The organism is Agrococcus versicolor, from assembly GCF_039531815.1.
GTDB classification, from domain to species: domain Bacteria; phylum Actinomycetota; class Actinomycetes; order Actinomycetales; family Microbacteriaceae; genus Agrococcus; species Agrococcus versicolor.
Genome location: NZ_BAAAQT010000006.1, coordinates 314710 through 331805, shown reverse-complemented (window position 1 = coordinate 331805; position 17096 = coordinate 314710). Strand labels below are relative to the sequence as shown.

At 72.9% G+C, this 17096-nt stretch carries 15 protein-coding genes; 3 read left to right on the top strand and 12 right to left on the bottom strand.

Features of this window, described 5'->3' with window-relative positions:
* The first annotated feature begins 133 nt into the window (after positions 1-133).
* Positions 134-2497, top strand: a complete 2364-nt coding sequence (locus ABD249_RS09910) for a PhoX family protein (protein ID WP_425546315.1) — start codon at positions 134-136, stop codon at positions 2495-2497.
* A gap of 82 nt (positions 2498-2579) precedes the next feature.
* Here the strand turns inward: ABD249_RS09910 and ABD249_RS09905 are convergent, their stop codons facing one another.
* From ABD249_RS09905 to uppS, 8 genes are all read right to left on the bottom strand, one after another.
* Positions 2580-3617, bottom strand: coding sequence for a hypothetical protein (locus ABD249_RS09905; protein WP_344343061.1), 1038 nt, complete (start codon positions 3615-3617; stop codon positions 2580-2582).
* Between the two features lie 97 nt (positions 3618-3714).
* Positions 3715-4395: a methionine ABC transporter permease gene (locus ABD249_RS09900; RefSeq protein WP_344343059.1), complete on the bottom strand. Its 681-nt coding sequence runs from the start codon at positions 4393-4395 to the stop codon at positions 3715-3717.
* Positions 4392-5423 (bottom strand): methionine ABC transporter ATP-binding protein, encoded by a 1032-nt coding sequence (locus ABD249_RS09895; RefSeq protein ID WP_344343057.1) that lies wholly within the window; start codon positions 5421-5423, stop codon positions 4392-4394. The genes ABD249_RS09900 and ABD249_RS09895 overlap by 4 nt, the downstream gene beginning before the upstream one ends.
* Before the next feature lie 66 nt (positions 5424-5489).
* Entirely contained in the window at positions 5490-6392 is a 903-nt protein-coding gene (locus tag ABD249_RS09890) for a MetQ/NlpA family ABC transporter substrate-binding protein (protein ID WP_344343055.1), read from the bottom strand.
* 101 nt (positions 6393-6493) lie between these two features.
* Positions 6494-7042 (bottom strand): prepilin peptidase, encoded by a 549-nt coding sequence (locus tag ABD249_RS09885; RefSeq protein ID WP_344343053.1) that lies wholly within the window; start codon positions 7040-7042, stop codon positions 6494-6496.
* A gap of 58 nt (positions 7043-7100) precedes the next feature.
* Positions 7101-7733, bottom strand: a complete 633-nt coding sequence (locus ABD249_RS09880) for a hypothetical protein (RefSeq protein WP_344343051.1) — start codon at positions 7731-7733, stop codon at positions 7101-7103.
* An 89-nt stretch (positions 7734-7822) separates the two neighbouring features.
* On the bottom strand, positions 7823-9148 hold the full coding sequence (phoH2, locus tag ABD249_RS09875; RefSeq protein WP_344343049.1) for an RNA 5'-3' helicase PhoH2: 1326 nt from the start codon (positions 9146-9148) through the stop codon (positions 7823-7825).
* Positions 9149-9378: 230 nt separating this feature from the next.
* Positions 9379-10149 carry a polyprenyl diphosphate synthase gene (gene uppS / locus ABD249_RS09870; RefSeq protein WP_344343047.1) on the bottom strand — a complete coding sequence of 257 codons (771 nt, stop codon included), beginning with the start codon at positions 10147-10149 and terminating at the stop codon, positions 9379-9381.
* Positions 10150-10221: 72 nt separating this feature from the next.
* Between uppS and trhA the strand changes: the two genes are divergently transcribed.
* Both trhA and ABD249_RS09860 read left to right on the top strand, forming a co-directional pair.
* On the top strand, positions 10222-10968 hold the full coding sequence (gene trhA, locus ABD249_RS09865) for a PAQR family membrane homeostasis protein TrhA (protein WP_344343045.1): 747 nt from the start codon (positions 10222-10224) through the stop codon (positions 10966-10968).
* 109 nt (positions 10969-11077) lie between these two features.
* Positions 11078-12169 carry a trypsin-like serine peptidase gene (locus tag ABD249_RS09860; RefSeq protein ID WP_344343043.1) on the top strand — a complete coding sequence of 364 codons (1092 nt, stop codon included), beginning with the start codon at positions 11078-11080 and terminating at the stop codon, positions 12167-12169.
* Between the two features lie 54 nt (positions 12170-12223).
* Here ABD249_RS09860 and ABD249_RS09855 read toward each other — a convergent pair whose 3' ends face one another.
* From ABD249_RS09855 to ABD249_RS09840, 4 genes are all read right to left on the bottom strand, one after another.
* Complete coding sequence (locus tag ABD249_RS09855; RefSeq protein ID WP_344343041.1) at positions 12224-12700, bottom strand: FBP domain-containing protein; 477 nt, start codon at positions 12698-12700, stop codon at positions 12224-12226.
* 1 nt (position 12701) lies between these two features.
* A complete protein-coding gene (secA, locus tag ABD249_RS09850; RefSeq protein WP_344343039.1) occupies positions 12702-15572 on the bottom strand; it encodes a preprotein translocase subunit SecA in 2871 nt (956 codons plus the stop codon).
* A 134-nt stretch (positions 15573-15706) separates the two neighbouring features.
* Positions 15707-16342, bottom strand: a complete 636-nt coding sequence (hpf, locus tag ABD249_RS09845) for a ribosome hibernation-promoting factor, HPF/YfiA family (protein ID WP_344343037.1) — start codon at positions 16340-16342, stop codon at positions 15707-15709.
* Between the two features lie 110 nt (positions 16343-16452).
* On the bottom strand, positions 16453-17082 hold the full coding sequence (locus ABD249_RS09840; protein WP_344343034.1) for a phosphoribosyltransferase family protein: 630 nt from the start codon (positions 17080-17082) through the stop codon (positions 16453-16455).
* Positions 17083-17096 lie beyond the last annotated feature (14 nt).

The window sequence follows — 17096 nt, the reverse complement described above, 5'->3', positions numbered from 1 at the left end:
TGGACGTTCGCGGTCGCGTCGGCGGGCAGCCACCGCCAGGCCTCCGACACGACACCTGCCGTCCACCTGCGGAGGGTTCCGTGGTCGAAGCGCTCCCGTCGATCGACGGGCGGCGCTCGAGGAGGGGGCTCCCATGGTCGATGTCGAACGCCGTCGTCTGCTGCCGATGGCCGCGCACGTGCGCGGCAAGCGCAGCGCGGTCACGTGCCAGCTGAAGTGCGCGAACGCGTGCCTCGGAGACGTGTGCAACACGTCGCGCAACGGATACCTGCGCGACATCGTCGATGCCGAGCTCTCGCGCCGCGCGCTGCTGGGCGCAGGCGTCGCCGGCACGGTCGCGCTGCTCACGACGCAGCAGATCGCCGGCGCCTCCTCCGCGCTCGCCGCGCCGCCCGTGCCGGGCGCCGCCTTCGGCTTCGCGCCCATCGCGCCCGTGGCGGCGACGGTCGACGAGCTCACGGTGCCCGAGGGGTTCACGTACCAGCCCATCCTCCGCTGGGGCGACCCGCTCTTCGCCGACTCCCCCGCCTTCGACGCGCTCGACCAGACGGCGGCGAAGCAGCGCAGGCAGTTCGGCTACAACTGCGACTACACCGACATCCTCCGCATCGACGCGACGACGGCGCTGCTGTTCGTGAACCACGAGTACACGAACGAGACGATCATGTTCCCCGCCGTGCAGCTCGCGGGCGAGCAGGCGCGCGTCCGCGCCGTCGGTCGAGCCGCGCACGGCCTCAGCGTCGTCGAGCTCACGCGCACGGACGCCGCATCGGCATGGGAGCCCGTCGTGGGAGCCCGTCGCAACCGCCGCTTCCTCGACGACACCCCGTACGCCATCACGGGCCCGGCGGCCGGCTCGCCGCTGCTGCAGACGATCGCCGACCCGACGGGCACCGTCGCCCTCGGCACGCTCGGCAACTGCGCGGGCGGCACGACGCCGTGGGGCACGATCCTCTCGGGCGAGGAGAACTTCAACGGCTACTTCCGGTCCGCCGCCACGAGCGCCGCCGACCGCCGCTACGGGCTCGCCGACGCCGCGACCGCACGCGGCTGGGAGCTCGACGACCCGCGCTTCGACACCCGCACGCCCGGGTACGAGCACGAGGCGAACCGCTTCGGCTGGATCGTCGAGGTCGATCCGTTCGACCCCGACTCGACGCCTCGCAAGCACACGGCCATGGGTCGCATGAAGCACGAGGGCGCGAACGTCCACGTCGCGGCGAACGGCCGCGTCGCGGCGTACATGGGCGACGACGAGCGCTTCGACTACCTCTACAAGTTCGTCTCGGCCGGCACCTACGTCGAGGGCGCCCGCGCGGCGAACATGACGCTCCTCGAGACGGGCGACCTCTACGTCGCTCGGTTCGAGGGCACCTCGACGGCCGAGATCGACGGCTCGGGCACCGTGCCGAGCGACGGTGCGTTCGACGGCTCCGGCCGCTGGCTGCCGCTCGTCGTCGGCGGCGTCTCGCAGGTCGACGGCATGGCGGTCGACGAGGTGCTCGTGCACACCCGCCTCGCCGCCGACGCCGTGGGCGCGACGAAGATGGACCGCTGCGAGGACGTGGAGCCGAACCCGGCCACGGGGCTCATCTACGTGGCGTGCACGAACAACTCGAACCGCGGCGTGGGCACGAACGCCGTCGCCGACGAGCCGAACCCGCGCACCCAGAACCGCGACGGCCACGTCATCGAGATCGCCGAGGACGGCGGCGACCACACCGGCACGACGTTCCGCTGGAGCATCCTCATGCTGTGCGGCGACCCCGCGCAGGGCGACCAGACCTACTTCTCGGGCTTCCCCGTCGACCAGGTCTCGCCCATCTCCTGCCCCGACAACCTCGCCTTCGACTCCGAGGGCAACCTGTGGGTCTCGACCGACGGCGCCCCCGATGGCATCGGCTACAACGACGGCCTGTTCCGCGTGCGGCTCGAGGGCGCGCAGCGCGGGCTCGTCGAGCAGTTCCTCTCGGTGCCCGTCGAGTCGGAGACGTGCGGCCCCGTCATCCACGACGACGAGTGGCACGTCTTCGTCGCCGTGCAGCACCCGGGCGAGGACGGTGCGTTCGAGACGCCGTCGTCGGTGTGGCCCGACTACGCGCCCGCCGGTGCGACGGGCGTCGACGGCACCTTCCACGGGCCGCGTCCGACGGTCGTGCAGGTGCTGCCGATCGCGGTCGACCCGGGTCCCGGACCGTCGGAGCCCGGCCCGTCGCAGCCCGGGCCGTCGCAGCCCGGGCCGTCGACGTCGCCGTCCGGCTCGCCGAGCGCACCGCCGGTCGTGCCGTCGCCGAGCGACGGGGTGAGCCCGAGCGGCACCTCGGCGCCGGGTGCGTCCGGCGGCGCGGGCGGCGGCGCAGGCGGCGGCCTGCCGCAGACGGGCGCGGGCCTCGCGGCACCGCTCGTCGCGGGTGCGTCCGCCGCGGTCGCGATCGGCGCCGGCCTCCTCGCCCGCATGCGCGGCCGAGGCGACGGCGACGCGGCCGAGCAGTCGTGACGACCGAGCAGTCCTGACCACCGCGCCGTCCTGACCATCGCGCGTCGAGGGCCCGTCGGCATCGCCGACGGGCCCTCGTGCGTCAGCGACCCAGCGCTGCCGCGACCTCGCGATGCAGCTCGAGCAGCGGCACGGTGCGCTCGTGCGGCCCGCGTCCGAAGCCGCACTCGGTCGCGATGCCGAATGGCGGCACCGACCGCGCGGCGGCCCGTGCGCGGCGCAGGGCGCCGTCGACGCCTTCCTCGTGGTGCACGAGGCCGAGCACGGGCGTCGTGCCGCCCCAGTCGACGTCCGACAGCGGGGCGAAGTACGCGGCGTCGTCGCGCTCGATGGGCACGGGGAGGTGGATCCACGCGATCGGGCGCGTCGTCGTGGCCAGCAGCGCGCGCACGACGCTCGCGAGCGTGCCCGCGTCCTCCGGCTGCACGAAGTGCGCCTCCTCGACGTCGCCGTAGCAGAGGTGGTACCCGAGCTCGACGGCCGCGGGCACCCACGCGCCCACGTCGCGCAGGCGCTCGACGACGCCCGCGAGCGCATCCGCACCCCACCACGGCTCGACGACGAACGCGACGTCGCGCTGCCGCTCGAGGATCGCGAACTCGACGGCGGCGTCCCACTGGATCGCGAGGGCGTCGTGCGGGATGGCGGCGAGGATGCGGTCGAGCTCCGCGCGGAGCGCGGCCGCGTAGATCGGCTCGAACGCCGCGCGCGAGCCCGGCTCGAGGAACGCGCCCACGACGGCGATCGGCGTCGGCAGCGACACCTGGAATCGCGTCGCCGCGGGCACGACGCCCTCGTCCTGCAGCCCGCGGAAGACGGCGTACGAGTCGATCGCGGCGTCGGCGTAGCCGAGGTCCGGCAGCGCGACGTCGCCCACGACGCGGAAGGGCCGCACGTCGAACCGGTCGCGGATGCGGAAGCCGGGCTCGCCGACGCGCTCGAGGCCCGTGGCCTCGTCGAGCCTGTGGGTCTGGAACTGGATCCAGTAGAACCGCTCCCCGACCTCGCCGTCGGGGATGCGGGGCACGACGTCGAGGTGCTCGGCGACGGTGCGGAAGACGGATGCCGCGTCGGGCTGCGAGACGCTGCCGACGAGCACGGTGGGACAGGAGGCGCTCATGCGCCCATCCTGCGGCCGCGGCGGCGCGAGCGGCAGGGGCGGCCGCAACGCGGCGTCACGTGGCGCTGCGAGCGACCGCTCCTGCCTCGCCGTGCGGTCAGCGTCGCAGGATGCGCCGGGCGATCGCGTTGCCGAGCGCCTGCACGAGCTGCACGACGATGACGATGAGCACGAGGGCGCTCCACGTCACGACGGGATCGAACTGCCGGAAGCCGTAGGCGATGGCGTAGTTGCCGACGCCCTCGCCACCGACGATGCCCGCGACGGCCGACATGTCGATGATCGCGACGATCGCGAAGGTGTAGCCGAGCACGAGCGGCCCGAGCGCCTCGGGCAGGATCACCGTGCCGATGATGCGCCACGGCCCTGCACCCATGGCGCGGGCCGCCTCGACGACGCCCGGGTCGACCGAGACGAGGTTCTGCTCGACGATGCGCGCGATGCCGAACGTGGCCGCGATCGAGATCGCGAAGACCGCCATGGCGTTGCCGAGCCCCGTGCCGATCGTCGCGCGGGCGATGGGCTGCAGCGCGGCGAGCAGGATGATGAACGGCACCGGCCGGAACGTGTTCACGATCACGTTGAGCACCCAGTACACGACCGGCTGCTGCAGCACGCCGCCGCGGCGCGTGACGTAGACGGCCGTGCCGACGACGAGGCCCGCGACGCCGCCGATGGCGAGGGACGCGGCGACGAGCAGCAGCGTGATGCCCGTCTGCTCGAAGAGCGCCGGCAGCAGCGCCTGCACCTCGGCGAGGAGATCCTGCAGCGCGGTCATGCCGTCACCTCCGTCACGGTCACGCCCGCGCCGATGCCGGCGAGCGCGGCGCGGATCGCCGCGTCGTCGCCCTCGACCGCGATCGTGAGCAGGCCGTACACGCGACCCTGGATGTCGTCCACGCCGCCGTGCACGAGGTGGAAGTCGACGCCGGCGCGCGCGAGGGCGCCGAAGACGCGCGCCTCGCTCGCGCCCTCGTCGGTGAACGCGATCGTGAAGAGCCTGCCGGGCGTGCGCGCACGCAGCTCGGCGAGGGCGTCGCCGTCCGGCAGGGCGCGCACGACCGTGCGCACGAAGCGACGGGCGGTCTCGGTCGTCGGGTTCGTGAACACGTCGTAGGTCGCACCCGACTCGACGACGCGGCCCTGCTCCATGACGGCCACCTTCGTCGCGATGCGGGCGATGACGTCCATCTCGTGCGTGATGACGACGATCGTGACGCCGAGCTCGCGGTTGACGCGGGCGAGGAGGTCGAGCACCTCGTCGGTCGTCTCGGGGTCGAGGGCGCTCGTCGCCTCGTCGGCGAGCAGGATCGACGGGGAGGCCGCGAGCGCGCGGGCGATGCCGACGCGCTGCTGCTGCCCGCCCGAGAGCTGCTCGGGGTAGGCGTCGGCCTTGTCGGCGAGGCCGACGAAGCGCAGCAGCTCGTCGACGCGCGCGCGCCGCTCGGCGCGGGGCGTGCCCACGACCTCGAGCGGGTACGCGACGTTGGCGCGCACCGTGCGCGACCGCAGGAGGTTGAAGCGCTGGAAGATCATGCCGATGCCCTGGCGCACCTCCCGCAGGGCGGCGGGCGCGAGGGTCGTGACCTCGACGCCGTCGATCTCGATCGAGCCGCTCGACACCGGCTCGAGGCCGTTGACGAGGCGCACGAGCGTCGACTTGCCGGCGCCCGAGTAGCCGATGACGCCGAAGACGTCGCCGCGCTCGACGTCGAGGCTCACCGAGTCGACCGCGGTCACGGCCGCATCCCGGCGCCGTCGGCCCGGGTACGTCTTCGTCACGTCGCGGATGGCGATGTGCGGCATGCTGCTCCTCTCGTGGAGACGCGCGAACGCGGGCGCCGAGTGCTCGGCGCCCGCGATGCGTCGGTGCTACTGCTGGTCGCGGATCGACTGCTCGACGTCGGCGAGCGACGAGCGCAGCTCGTCGACCGGGGTGGTCGCGAGGACCGCGGTGCCGCCGGACTGCTCGACGACGCCATCGGTCACGTCCTGCGTCGTCTGGTAGATCTCGACGAGCTGCTGCAGCACGGGGTTCTCGACGTCGTCGGCGCGCACGGCGAAGATGTTGACGTACGGCAGGGCCGACGGGTCCGACGGGTCGTCGGCCGAGATCTCCTCGTCGTCGCCGAGGCCGGCCTGGTCGAGGAAGTCGTTGTTGACGATCGCCGCGGCGACCTCGCCGAGGGAGCCTGCCGTGATGGCGGCATCGACGGCCTGCACCTCGACGCGCGAGCCGTCCTCGACGATGTCCTCGAGCGTCGAGAAGGGCGAGCCGCCGTCCTCGAGCTCGATGAGGCCGGCCGACTGCAGCACGAGCAGGCCGCGCGCCTGGTTCACGGTGTCGTTCGGCACGATGACCGTCTGGCCGTCGGGGATGTCCTCGGCGGAGTCGTACTGCGTCGAGTAGAGGCCCAGCGGGTAGATCGCCGTCGCACCGATCGGCTGCAGGTCGCTGTCGGAGGCGACGTTGTAGTCGGCGAGGTACTGGATGTGCTGGAACTGGTTGATGTCGAGGTCGCCCTCGGTCAGCGCGGGGTTCGGCTGCGTGTACTCGGTGAAGTCGACGACCTCGAGCTCGATGCCCTCGGCTGCGACGGCCTCCTCGTAGGTGGCCCAGTAGGGGTCGGAGGCGCCGACGACGCCGAGGCGCACGGGGTTGCCCTCGGTGCCGAGCTCGGCCTCGGCCTCGCCGCCGGCGGCACCGGCGCAGCCGGCGAGGAGGAGGGTGGATGCGGCGGCGGCCGCTGCGAGGGATCGCGCGAGGTTCGACATGGTGGAGCTCCTGGGCTGTGGTGCGGGGTGCTCCCCACGCTAGGAACCGGGGTGCGGCGCCGACGAATCGCGTCGTCACACGGCGCAACGCGCAGCCCGGCTCAGCCGGTCGCGAGCACGACGGCGACCCCTGCGCCGGCGAGCAGCCACGGCCCGAACGCGACGGATGCAGCGCCGCGCACGCGCGCGACGAGCCCCGCGACGCCGCCGAGCACGACGGCGGCGGCGAGCGTCGCGAGCGGCAGCCACCACGCGAGCGGGGCGACGGCGAGCGCGAGGCCCGCGCCGAGCTTGAGGTCGCCCGCGCCCATCCCGCCCGTCCACCACAGCACGCCGAGCACGAGCGCGACCACGACCGCGAGCACGGGGCCGTGCCACGCGCCGCGCGCACCGGCGATCACGGCGCACGCGGCGCCGATCGCGAGCAGCGGGAGCGTGAGCGCGTTGGGCAGCAGCCGCACCGCGACGTCGATGCGGGCGAGCGCCGGGGCGACGAGCGCTGCGGCGACGACGCCCACGGCCGCGACGCCCGGCGACGCATGCCAGCCCTCCCCCACGCCGAGCGCGACGACGCCGATCGCGAGCGCGACGCCCAGCACGACGTCGTGGGCGCGCACGCGGCGTGCGGCGGCGACGTCGGCCTCGGGCATGCGGGCACGGTAGCCGGGGCGTCGGCGCGCCCTCCGCAGCCGTCCACAGGGCGATGCGTCAGCTCCTGCCGGGCCCCGTGCTCTCGACGACCGTCGGCACGCGACCGATGCGCTCGGGGTGGATGCGCCTGCCCACGACGCTCGTGCGCGTGCGGGTCGCGAGCGCGTGCACCTCGCCGTCCACCGCGACGCGCGAGCGCGCGACGAGCCAGCGCACGCCCGTGGCGGCGGCGAGCGCCGGGCCCGCGAGCACCGCGACGGCGACGAGCACCGCGCGCCACCCCGCGCCCTCCACCTCTCCGCCCTCCGCCCCCATCTCCGCCGCACCCCGCGCGACGCCGACGACGAGCGCGACGACGTCGCCGGCGAGCGCCGTGACCGCGAGGCACGCCCAGCGCTCGAGCGCCCACCACTCGCTCGCCCGCCGCGTCGCGCCGTGCTCGGCGACGTCCATGCGCTGCTGCCGCACGACGACGTGCACCGCGAGCGCGACCATCGCCGCCTGCACCGCCACCGCGACAGCGAGGACGATGCCGAGCGACCCGGTCCACAGCCCCGCCTGCGCCGAGGCCGAGCGACCGGGCAGCACGACGAGCACGACGAGTCCCTGGCCCAGGGCGAGCGCGACGAGGAGGCCGCCGAGGCGCACGCGCGACGGCCGGGCGTCCGCGCCTCGATCCCGCCGTGCCATCCGCCGACGATGCTCCGCCGACCTGGGGATGCGGTGGACGCGCGACGGCCCGCACCCGGGCGGGTGCGGGCCGTCGCGGCGGGCGGCGCCTAGCTGTCGAGCAGGCTCGTCACGAGCGCGGCGATGCGGCTGCGCTCCGAGCGCATGAGCGTCACGTGCCCGAAGAGCGACTCGCCCTTGAGCGTCTCGATGACGCTCGCGACGCCGTCGTGGCGGCCGACGCGCAGGTTGTCGCGCTGCGCGACGTCGTGGGTGAGGACGACGCGGGAGTTCTGCCCGATGCGGCTCAGCACCGTCAGCAGCACGTTGCGCTCGAGCGACTGCGCCTCGTCGACGATCACGAACGCGTCGTGCAGCGACCGACCGCGGATGTGCGTGAGCGGCAGGATCTCGAGCATGCCGCGCGCGGCGACCTCCTCGAGCACGTTGTCGCTCACGAGCGCACCGAGGGTGTCGTAGATCGCCTGCCCCCAGGGGTTCATCTTCTCGTCCTTGTCGCCCGGCAGGTAGCCGAGCTCCTGGCCGCCGACGGCGTACAGGGGGCGGAAGACGATGACCTTCTTGTGGAGGCGACGCTCGAGCACGGCCTCGAGGCCCGCGGCGAGCGCGAGCGCCGACTTGCCCGTGCCCGCCGAGCCGCCGAGCGACACGATGCCGATCTCGTCGTCGAGGAGGAGGTCGATCGCGAGACGCTGCTCGGCCGATCGACCGTGGACGCCGAAGACGTCGCGGTCGCCGCGCACGAGGGTGAGGCTGCCGGGCGACGTCACGCGACCGAGGGCCGATCCGCGCTCGGACGTGATGACGAGGCCCGTGTTGAGCGGCAGGCCGTCGACGAGCGGCGTGACGAGGCGCTCCTGCTCGTAGAGCGTCGCCATCGCGTCGCCCGACAGGGAGATCTCGGCCGTGCCCGTCCAGCCCGACTCGACGGCCTGCTCCGCCAGGTACTCCTCCGCGGCGAGGCCGATCGACGCCGCCTTGACGCGCATGGGCATGTCCTTCGACACGACGCACACGTCGAGGCCGTCGCCGGCGAGGTTGCAGGCGACGGCGAGGATGCGCGAGTCGTTGTCGCCCAGCCGGAGGCCCGAGGGCAGCACGAGCTGGTTCGAGTGGTTGAGCTCGACGCGCAGCGAGCCGCCGCCCTCGGTGGGCACGGGGAAGTCGAGGCGCTCGTGCGTCACGCGCAGGTCGTCGAGGTTCCGCAGCGCCTGGCGGGCGAAGTAGCCGATCTCGGGATCGTGGCGCTTCTTCTCGAGCTCGGCGATGACGACGACGGGGATCACCACCGAGTGCTCGGCGAAGCGGTGCATGGCGCCGGGATCCGACAGCAGCACGGACGTGTCGAGCACGTAGGTGCGCTGCGCGGTCCGCAGTCGATCGTCGATCTCAGGGGCGTGGATGGCCTCGGGCACGTGGGGCTCCTCACCGACATCGTCGGACTCGGGCGGCCGCCTCCCTTCGCGGCTCGACGACCGCGTGGGCGCCGGGCAGATGCCCGACTGAGGCTGACGCTACGCCCGGCGATCGGCGCCGCTCGGAGCGACACGCCACGTGCTCGGCGCGTTCACGGGAACGTCACATTCGGCCCCCATGCCCACGCACCCGGCTCCCTGAGGTGCGAGCGCAGCGAGCCTCGAAGGGCTCAGCGCCCGTAGCGCCGCGACCGCTGGCCGTAGTCGCGCACGGCGCGGAGGAAGTCGACCTCGCGCATGTCGGGTCCGAGCGCCTCCATGAAGTACAGCTCGCTGCGCGCCGACTGCCACAGCATGAAGTCGCTGAGCCGCTGCTCGCCCGACGTGCGGATGACGAGGTCGGGATCCGGCTGCCCCGTCGTGTACAGGTGCTCGCCGATCAGCTCGGGGCTCAGGAGCTCCGCGAGCTCCTGCGTCGTGCCCTCGTGCGACTCGAGGATGCGACGGATCGCCTCGACGACCTCGTGCCTGCCGCCGTAGCCGACGGCGAGGTTCACCTGCATGCCCGGCGCCTCGCGCGAGCGGTCGACGGCGGCGCCGATCGCCGCCGAGAGCATGTCCGGCAGCGCCGCGGACGAGCCGACGTGGCGGATGCGCCAGCCGGTGCCCGTCGAGAGCGCGTCGGCGAGGTCGGCGATGATCGCGAAGAGGTCGTCGAGCTCGGCCGCGTCGCGGCCGGCGAGGTTGTCGTTCGACAGCAGGTAGAGCGTGACGACGCCCACCCCGAGCTCGTCGCACCACTCGAGGAACTCGTGCATCTTCGCCGCGCCCGCGCGATGGCCGTGGCTGACGGTCTCGAGCGCGTTGAGCCGCGCCCAGCGGCGGTTGCCGTCGATGATCATCGCGATGTGCGTCGGCACGGGGGCGTTCGCGAGCTCGCGGCGCAGCTGCCGCTCGTACGCGCGGTAGAGGATGCCCGTCCCGCCGCGTCTCGTCGCCATCCCTCCAATGTACGACGCTCGAACGACCCGAGCATCATGGATGCGGCATTGCGTACGTCGTACGCTGAAGCGATGCAGACCGATGCACCCCGTGGCGACCGCAGCGCCTCCGCGTCCGGCGACGCCGCGGCCGAGCCCCTGCCGCACCTGCCGTTCATCGAGGCCGCTGGCGACGCCGTCGCCGCCTCCGCACGCGAGGAGAAGCCGTCGTGGCGCGGGTGGATCCACCTCGTCACCGCGCCGCTCGCGCTCGTCGCCGGCATCGTGCTGCTCGTCCTCGCCGACACGACCGCCGGCAGGATCTCGTGCGCCGTCTTCATGGCCTCGAGCCTGCTGCTGTTCGGCGTCTCGGCGACGTACCACCGCTTCCACTGGAGCGACCGGGTGCGCATGACGCTCAAGCGCCTCGACCACTCGAACATCTTCCTGCTCATCGCAGGCACCTACACGCCGCTCGCGGTGCTCACGCTCTCGACGGAGCAGGCGACGATCCTGCTGTCGCTCGTGTGGGGCGGCGCCGTCGTCGGCATCCTGTTCCGCGTGCTCTGGGTGTCGGCGCCGCGCTGGCTCTACGTGCCGCTCTACATCGCGCTCGGCTGGGCCGCGGTCGCCTACCTGCCCGCGATCTTCCAGGCGAGCCCTGCGACCGCGATCCTCATCGCCGCGGGCGGCCTCGCCTACACGGTCGGCGCCGTCTTCTACGCGCTCAAGCGCCCGAACCCCGTGCCCGGCCACTTCGGCTTCCACGAGCTCTTCCACGCGTGCACCGTCATCGCGTTCCTGTGCCACTGGACCGCGATCCTCATCGTCGCCGTCTGAGGCGAGGGAGGCGCGAGCGGGTGACGTGCGCGCCGCGTCCAGCACGCGTGCGGCCGGCTCACCGGCACCCGGACGTACGATGCTCTCGTCCGTCTCGGATGGGAGTCCCATGGCCAACGCTCGTCGATCCCGCGCCGCCGCGGTCGCGATCCTCGCGGCCGTGACGCTCACGGGCTGCATCATCCTGCCGCCGCCGCTCGCGCCCGCTCCCCTGCCGACGCAGCCCGCGCCGCAGCCGCAGCCGACGCAGAGCGCCGAGCCGACCGAGACGCTCGACCCCTCGGACCGCGTCCAGCCGGACGAGCCCGTGTCGGAGACCGACCCGACCGCCGACGACGTCGGCGAGTACTACGCCGGCGAGGCGCCCATCACGAGCGACGGCTACTCGCCCGACGCCGCGACCGACGTCGTGCTGCAGCCCACGCGCGGCACGCCGCTGCTGCAGGCCCCCGCCGGCCTGCCCGACTCCGCCGCGGGCGACGAGTACCTGCCGGACGTCGCCCCCTCGCTCACGGGCGACCTCATCCACTCGACGGTCGGCCGCCTCGAGATGACCGACGACGAGGGCGGCGAGTACACGTGCTCGGGCACCGTCGTGAACTCGGGCACGCAGAACGTCGTCATCACCGCCGCGCACTGCGTGTTCAGCGACGACACCCGCAGCGAGATGGCGCGCATCACCTTCACGCCCGCCTACGACGACGGCGACGCGCCGTTCGGCGTGTGGGAGGCCGAGGACTGGTGGTATCCCGAGCAATACATCACCGCGAACGACCGCTGGCTCGACGGCGTCGACGACAACGGCTGGATGGGCTTCGACTTCGGCTACCTGCGGCTCGCGCCGAACGACCAGGGGCAGGAGATCGAAGACGTCGTGGGCGGTCAGGGCGTGAGCTTCATGGCCGAGACGAACGGCATCGTGCTCGCGGGGTACCCGGCGGATCCCGCGCCGTTCGACGGCGAGGTGCAGCGCCTCTGCTCGGACTCGACCGTGACGTACGGCGTCGGCGGCGACCCGAACCTCGGCGTCGACTGCACGATGGGCGGCGGCGCCTCCGGCAGCGGCTGGGTGTCGAACGTCGACCCCGCGACGGGCGCGGGCCTCATCGTGGCCGTCTACTCGAACGGCGGCACCGACGACGCGTACGGCCCGCCGCTCGGCATCACCGCGTACGACGGGCTGCTCGCGATCGAGGGCTAGGGCGCGCGGCGCCGACGGCGCGTCGGCGCGTCGGCGCGTCGGCGCGTCGGCGCGTCAGGCCATGATGCGGCGCGTGAAGGCGCCGAGCCGCTCGAGCATCGCCTCGCCCCGGGCCTGGATGCGGTCGGACGCCGCCATGTGCGGCGGCACGATGCGGATGGAGTGCGAGCACGACAGCGACTCGCAGATGTACGTGCCGAGCGAGTCGCCCGCCCTGCCCGCCTCGCCGGCGCGCGGCGCCGTGAAGAGCCGCACCTGCGTCGCGGGCTGCGTCGAGTGGCACAGCGTGCACATCGCGGCGATGCCGGGCCGCAGCGTCGCCGACGACGAGCGCACGACGATGCCGACGGGCTCGTCGCCGAGCCACTGCACGATGTAGCCGATGCGCGCGGAGTGCGGGCTCCGCCACCCCAGGTACTCGCGCTCCTCCCAGATCGTCTCGTGGAGGCCGGGCATCGTGAGCTGCGCCAGCTGCTGCTCGGTCGCGTTCACGAACGACGAGCGGATCTGCTGCTCGGTGAGCGGCCGCACGTCAGCGCTTCTTCGGCTGCGACCGTCGCTGCGCGCGGTTGCCGCCGGCAGCCGCCGGCTCCTGCTCGTCGGTCGGCTCGGCCTGCCCGAAGGCACCCTTCTGCGCCGGCTGCTGCGGCCGCGTCGGCGCGGCCTTCGCCGCCTGCCGGCGCTGCGGTCGCGACTGGCCCTGCGACTGCGCCGCCGCGGCAGCGGCCGGGTTGCCCGACTTCTGCTTCGCGAGGTTCGTCGCACCCTGCAGCGTCCGTCCGCGCTGGTCGAGCACCGCGACCTCGCCGTCCTCGTCGGGTGCCGAGTACGTGAGCTTCGCGGTGTCGTCCTCGGCCTCGTCGAGGCCGCCGCCCTCGACGGCCGCCGGCGTGCCGCCCGCGCCCTGCTGCACCGTGACGTCGAGGTTGAAGAGGAAGCCGACCGACTCCTCGCGGATCGCCGCCATCATCTGCTGGTAGAGCGTGAAGCCCTCGTTCTGGTACTCGATGACGGGATCGCGCTGCGCCATCGAGCGCAGGCCGATGCCCTCGCGCAGGTAGTCCATCTCGTACAGGTGGTCGCGCCACTTGCGGTCGATGACGCTCAGCACGACGCGGCGCTCGAGCATGCGCATGGCAGCCGGGGTCAGCTGCTCCTCGCGGCGCTCGTAGGCGAGCCGCGCGTCCGACAGGATCTCGTCGGCGATGAACTGCGACGTGAGCCGCGGCCCCGCCTCGGCGATGACCTCGTCGATCGTGATGCCGATCGGGTACATCGTGCGCACCTCGGTCCAGAGCGCCTCGAGGTCCCAGTCGTCGGAGTGGCCCGCGGCCGTGTGCTCCTCGACGAGGTCCTTGATCGACGCCTCGAGGAAGCCCTGCACGCGACCCTGGAGGTCGTCGCCGTCGAGGATGTGCCTGCGGTCGGCGTAGATCGACTCGCGCTGGCGGTTCATGACGTCGTCGTACTTGAGGACGTTCTTGCGCATCTCGGCGTTGCGCGCCTCGATCTGGCCCTGCGCGGAGCGGATGGCGCGCGAGAAGACCTTCGACTCGAGGGGCACGTCGTCGTCCTCGTCGGCGCCGATGGAGAGGAAGCGCTGCGCGACGGGGCCGCCGAACAGGCGCATGAGGTCGTCCTGCATCGACAGGTAGAAGCGGCTCTCGCCCGGGTCGCCCTGTCGGCCGGAGCGACCGCGCAGCTGGTTGTCGATGCGGCGCGACTCGTGCCGCTCGGTGCCGAGCACGTAGAGGCCGCCGACCTCGAGCACCTTCTCGGCCTCGGTGTGCACCTCGGCCTTGACCTGCTCGAACACCTCGTCCCACACGGTCTCGTACTCGTCGGGCGTCTCGACGGGGCTGAGGCCGCGCTCCTCCATCGCCTGCACGGCGAGGTGCTCGGCGTTGCCGCCGAGCATGATGTCGGTGCCTCGACCGGCCATGTTCGTCGCGACGGTCACGGCGCCGAGGCGACCGGCCTGCGCGACGATCGCGGCCTCGCGCGCGTGGTTCTTCGCGTTGAGGACCTCGTGCCGCACGCCGCGCTTGCGCAGCTGGGCCGAGAGGTACTCGCTCTTCTCGACGCTCGTCGTGCCCACGAGCACGGGCTGGCCGGCCTCGTGCCGCTCGACGATGTCCTCGACGACGTGCCGGAACTTGCCCTCGACCGTCGCGTACACGAGGTCGGAGTTGTCCTTGCGGAGCATGGGCTTGTTCGTCGGGATGGGGACGACGCCGAGCTTGTAGGTCGCCATGAACTCGGCGGCCTCGGTCTCGGCCGTTCCCGTCATGCCCGAGAGCTTGTCGTAGAGGCGGAAGTAGTTCTGCAGCGTGACCGTCGCGACCGTCTGGTTCTCGGCCTTGATCTGCACGCCCTCCTTGGCCTCGATCGCCTGGTGGATGCCCTCGTTGAAGCGGCGGCCCTGCATGATGCGGCCCGTGTGCTCGTCGACGATGAGCACCTCGCCGTTCAGCACGACGTAGTCGGTGTCCTTCTTGAACAGCGCCTTCGCCTTGAGGGCCGTGTTGAGGAACGAGATGAGCGGCGTGTTCGCCGACTCGTAGAGGCTGTCGATGCCGAGGGTGTCCTCGACCTTCTCGATGCCGGGCTCGAGCACGCCGACCGTGCGCTTCTTCTCGTCGACCTCGTAGTCCTCGCCGGGCTTGAGGCGCTTCACGAGACGCGCGAACTCGCCGAACCACTTGTTGGCCTCGCCCGCGGCGGGGCCCGAGATGATGAGCGGCGTGCGCGCCTCGTCGATGAGGATCGAGTCGACCTCGTCGACGATGACGAAGGCGTGGCCGCGCTGGACCATCGCCTCCTTCTGGTGCGCCATGTTGTCGCGCAGGTAGTCGAAGCCGAACTCGTTGTTCGTGCCGTACGTGACGTCGGCGGCGTACTGCTGGCGGCGCACCTCGGGGCTCTGGCCCGCGACGATGCAGCCGGTCGTCATGCCGAGGGCGCGCAGGACGCGGCCCATGAGCTCGGCCTGGTAGCTCGCGAGGTAGTCGTTCACCGTCACGACGTGGACGCCGGTGCCGGGGATGGCGTTGAGGTAGGCCGCGACGACGGCGACGAGCGTCTTGCCCTCGCCCGTCTTCATCTCGGCGATGTTGCCGAGGTGCAGCGCCGCGGCGCCCATGATCTGCACGTGGTAGGGCCGCATGCCGAGCGTGCGGCGCGCCGCCTCGCGCACCGCGGCGAAGGCCTCGGGCAGCATCGAGTCGAGCGACTCGCCCGCCTCGAAGCGCGCGCGGAACTCGACGGTCTCCTCGGCGAGCTCAGCGTCGCTGAGGTCCTCGAAGCCCGACTCGAGGGCGTCGACGTCACGCGCGAGTCGCGCGAGCCGTCGCAGGATCCTTCCCTCGCCAGCCCGGAGGACTCGCTCGAAGACGTTCGCCACGGATGTCTCTCCCGTTCGATCGATGTAACGGTTCGATAACCGAGGGTCCATGCTACCCCGGTCGGGCTGGACGCACCGGCGCCGACGTCCGCCTCTGGCGGAACGTCGGCGCCGGGAGTGCAGCCGCGAGGGTCTCAGTCGGAGCCCTCGCCCTCCTCGTCGAGCGTGATGACGCCGTACGACCAGCCCTTCCGTCGGTACACGACGGCGCACTGATCGGTCTCGGCGTCGACGAACAGGTAGAACGGGTGGCCGACGAGCTCCATCTGGTCGACGGCCTCGCGCGTCGTCATGCGCTTCGACGGGAAGTGCTTGCGACGGATGACGACGGGCGACCACTCCTGCTCCTCGTCGACGACCGGCACCTCCCCCGTCGCGACGGCGGTGAGCACGCCGACGTCGGCCGGCGTGACGTCGAGTCCCTGGAAGTCGCCCGTGGCGACCTCGCGCACCGAGGCGCGCTTCGTCGAGCGGTCGGTGCGCTTGTCGTGCATGCGACGCGCGCGCTCCATGAGCTTGTGGAAGGCGGCGTCGAACGCGATGTACTTGTCGGGGCCGTCCGACTCGGAGCGGATGACGCTGCCGGGCACGAGCACGGTGATCTCGACGCGGTCGCCTGCGGCGCCGTTCGGATCCGCGTGGCGCGAGACGCGCGTCGCGATCGAGGTGGCACGGGGCAGCAGCAACGCGATCTTGTCGAGCTTCTCCTCGGCATACGCCTCGAAGCGATCGGTGATGCGAGCCCCTCGGGCGGTGATCTCGACGTCCACGGTGACCTCCAACCAGATCGGGCGACCCGCCCTGTCTGTGGCGGGTGACGCCTGGGTGCGGGCCAGCCTAGCGGTCGTCCGCCATGCGATGTCCACACGCCGGCCGGGCATCAGCCATGACGCGGCACCCGCGCGACCACGACCGCGCCGACCACCTCGGCGCCCGCGAGCCTGGCCGCGCGCACCGCCTCCCGCAGCGTCGCGCCGGTCGTGGCGACGTCGTCGACCACGACGACGCGCGCGCCTCGGAGGCGGGCGGCGTCGCGCGAGCGGACCCGCAGCCCGGCGTGTCGCAGACGGTCGGCCCGGGCGCGCCGCTTCTGCTGCCGCTCCTCGACCTGCACGAGCTCGACCGCCGGGAGCCTCGCCCGACGGGCGAGGATGCGCACGGGGACGAAGCCGCGGCGACGCGTGCCCTCCCTGCTGGCGGGCACGAGCACCGCGAGCACGCCGTCGCCCGCTCCCGCGTCCGCAGCGGTGGCGGCGACGAGCCGGGCGAGCGCCGCCGCGAGCACGCGCAGCGCGGAGGGACGGCCCTCCTCCTTCGCCGCGAGGACGACGGCGCGGGCGGCGCCGTCGTACGTCGCGGCCCAGCGCACGGCCACGCCGTCGCGGTGCTCGACGTGCACGCCTGCGAAGGCGGCGGCGCATGCGGCGCACACGCCACGATCGGGCGCCCCGCATCCGGCGCACGCACGCGGCCAGAGCACCCCGAGGGCCTCGCGGACGGCGTCGTGCATGCCGAGAGCATCCC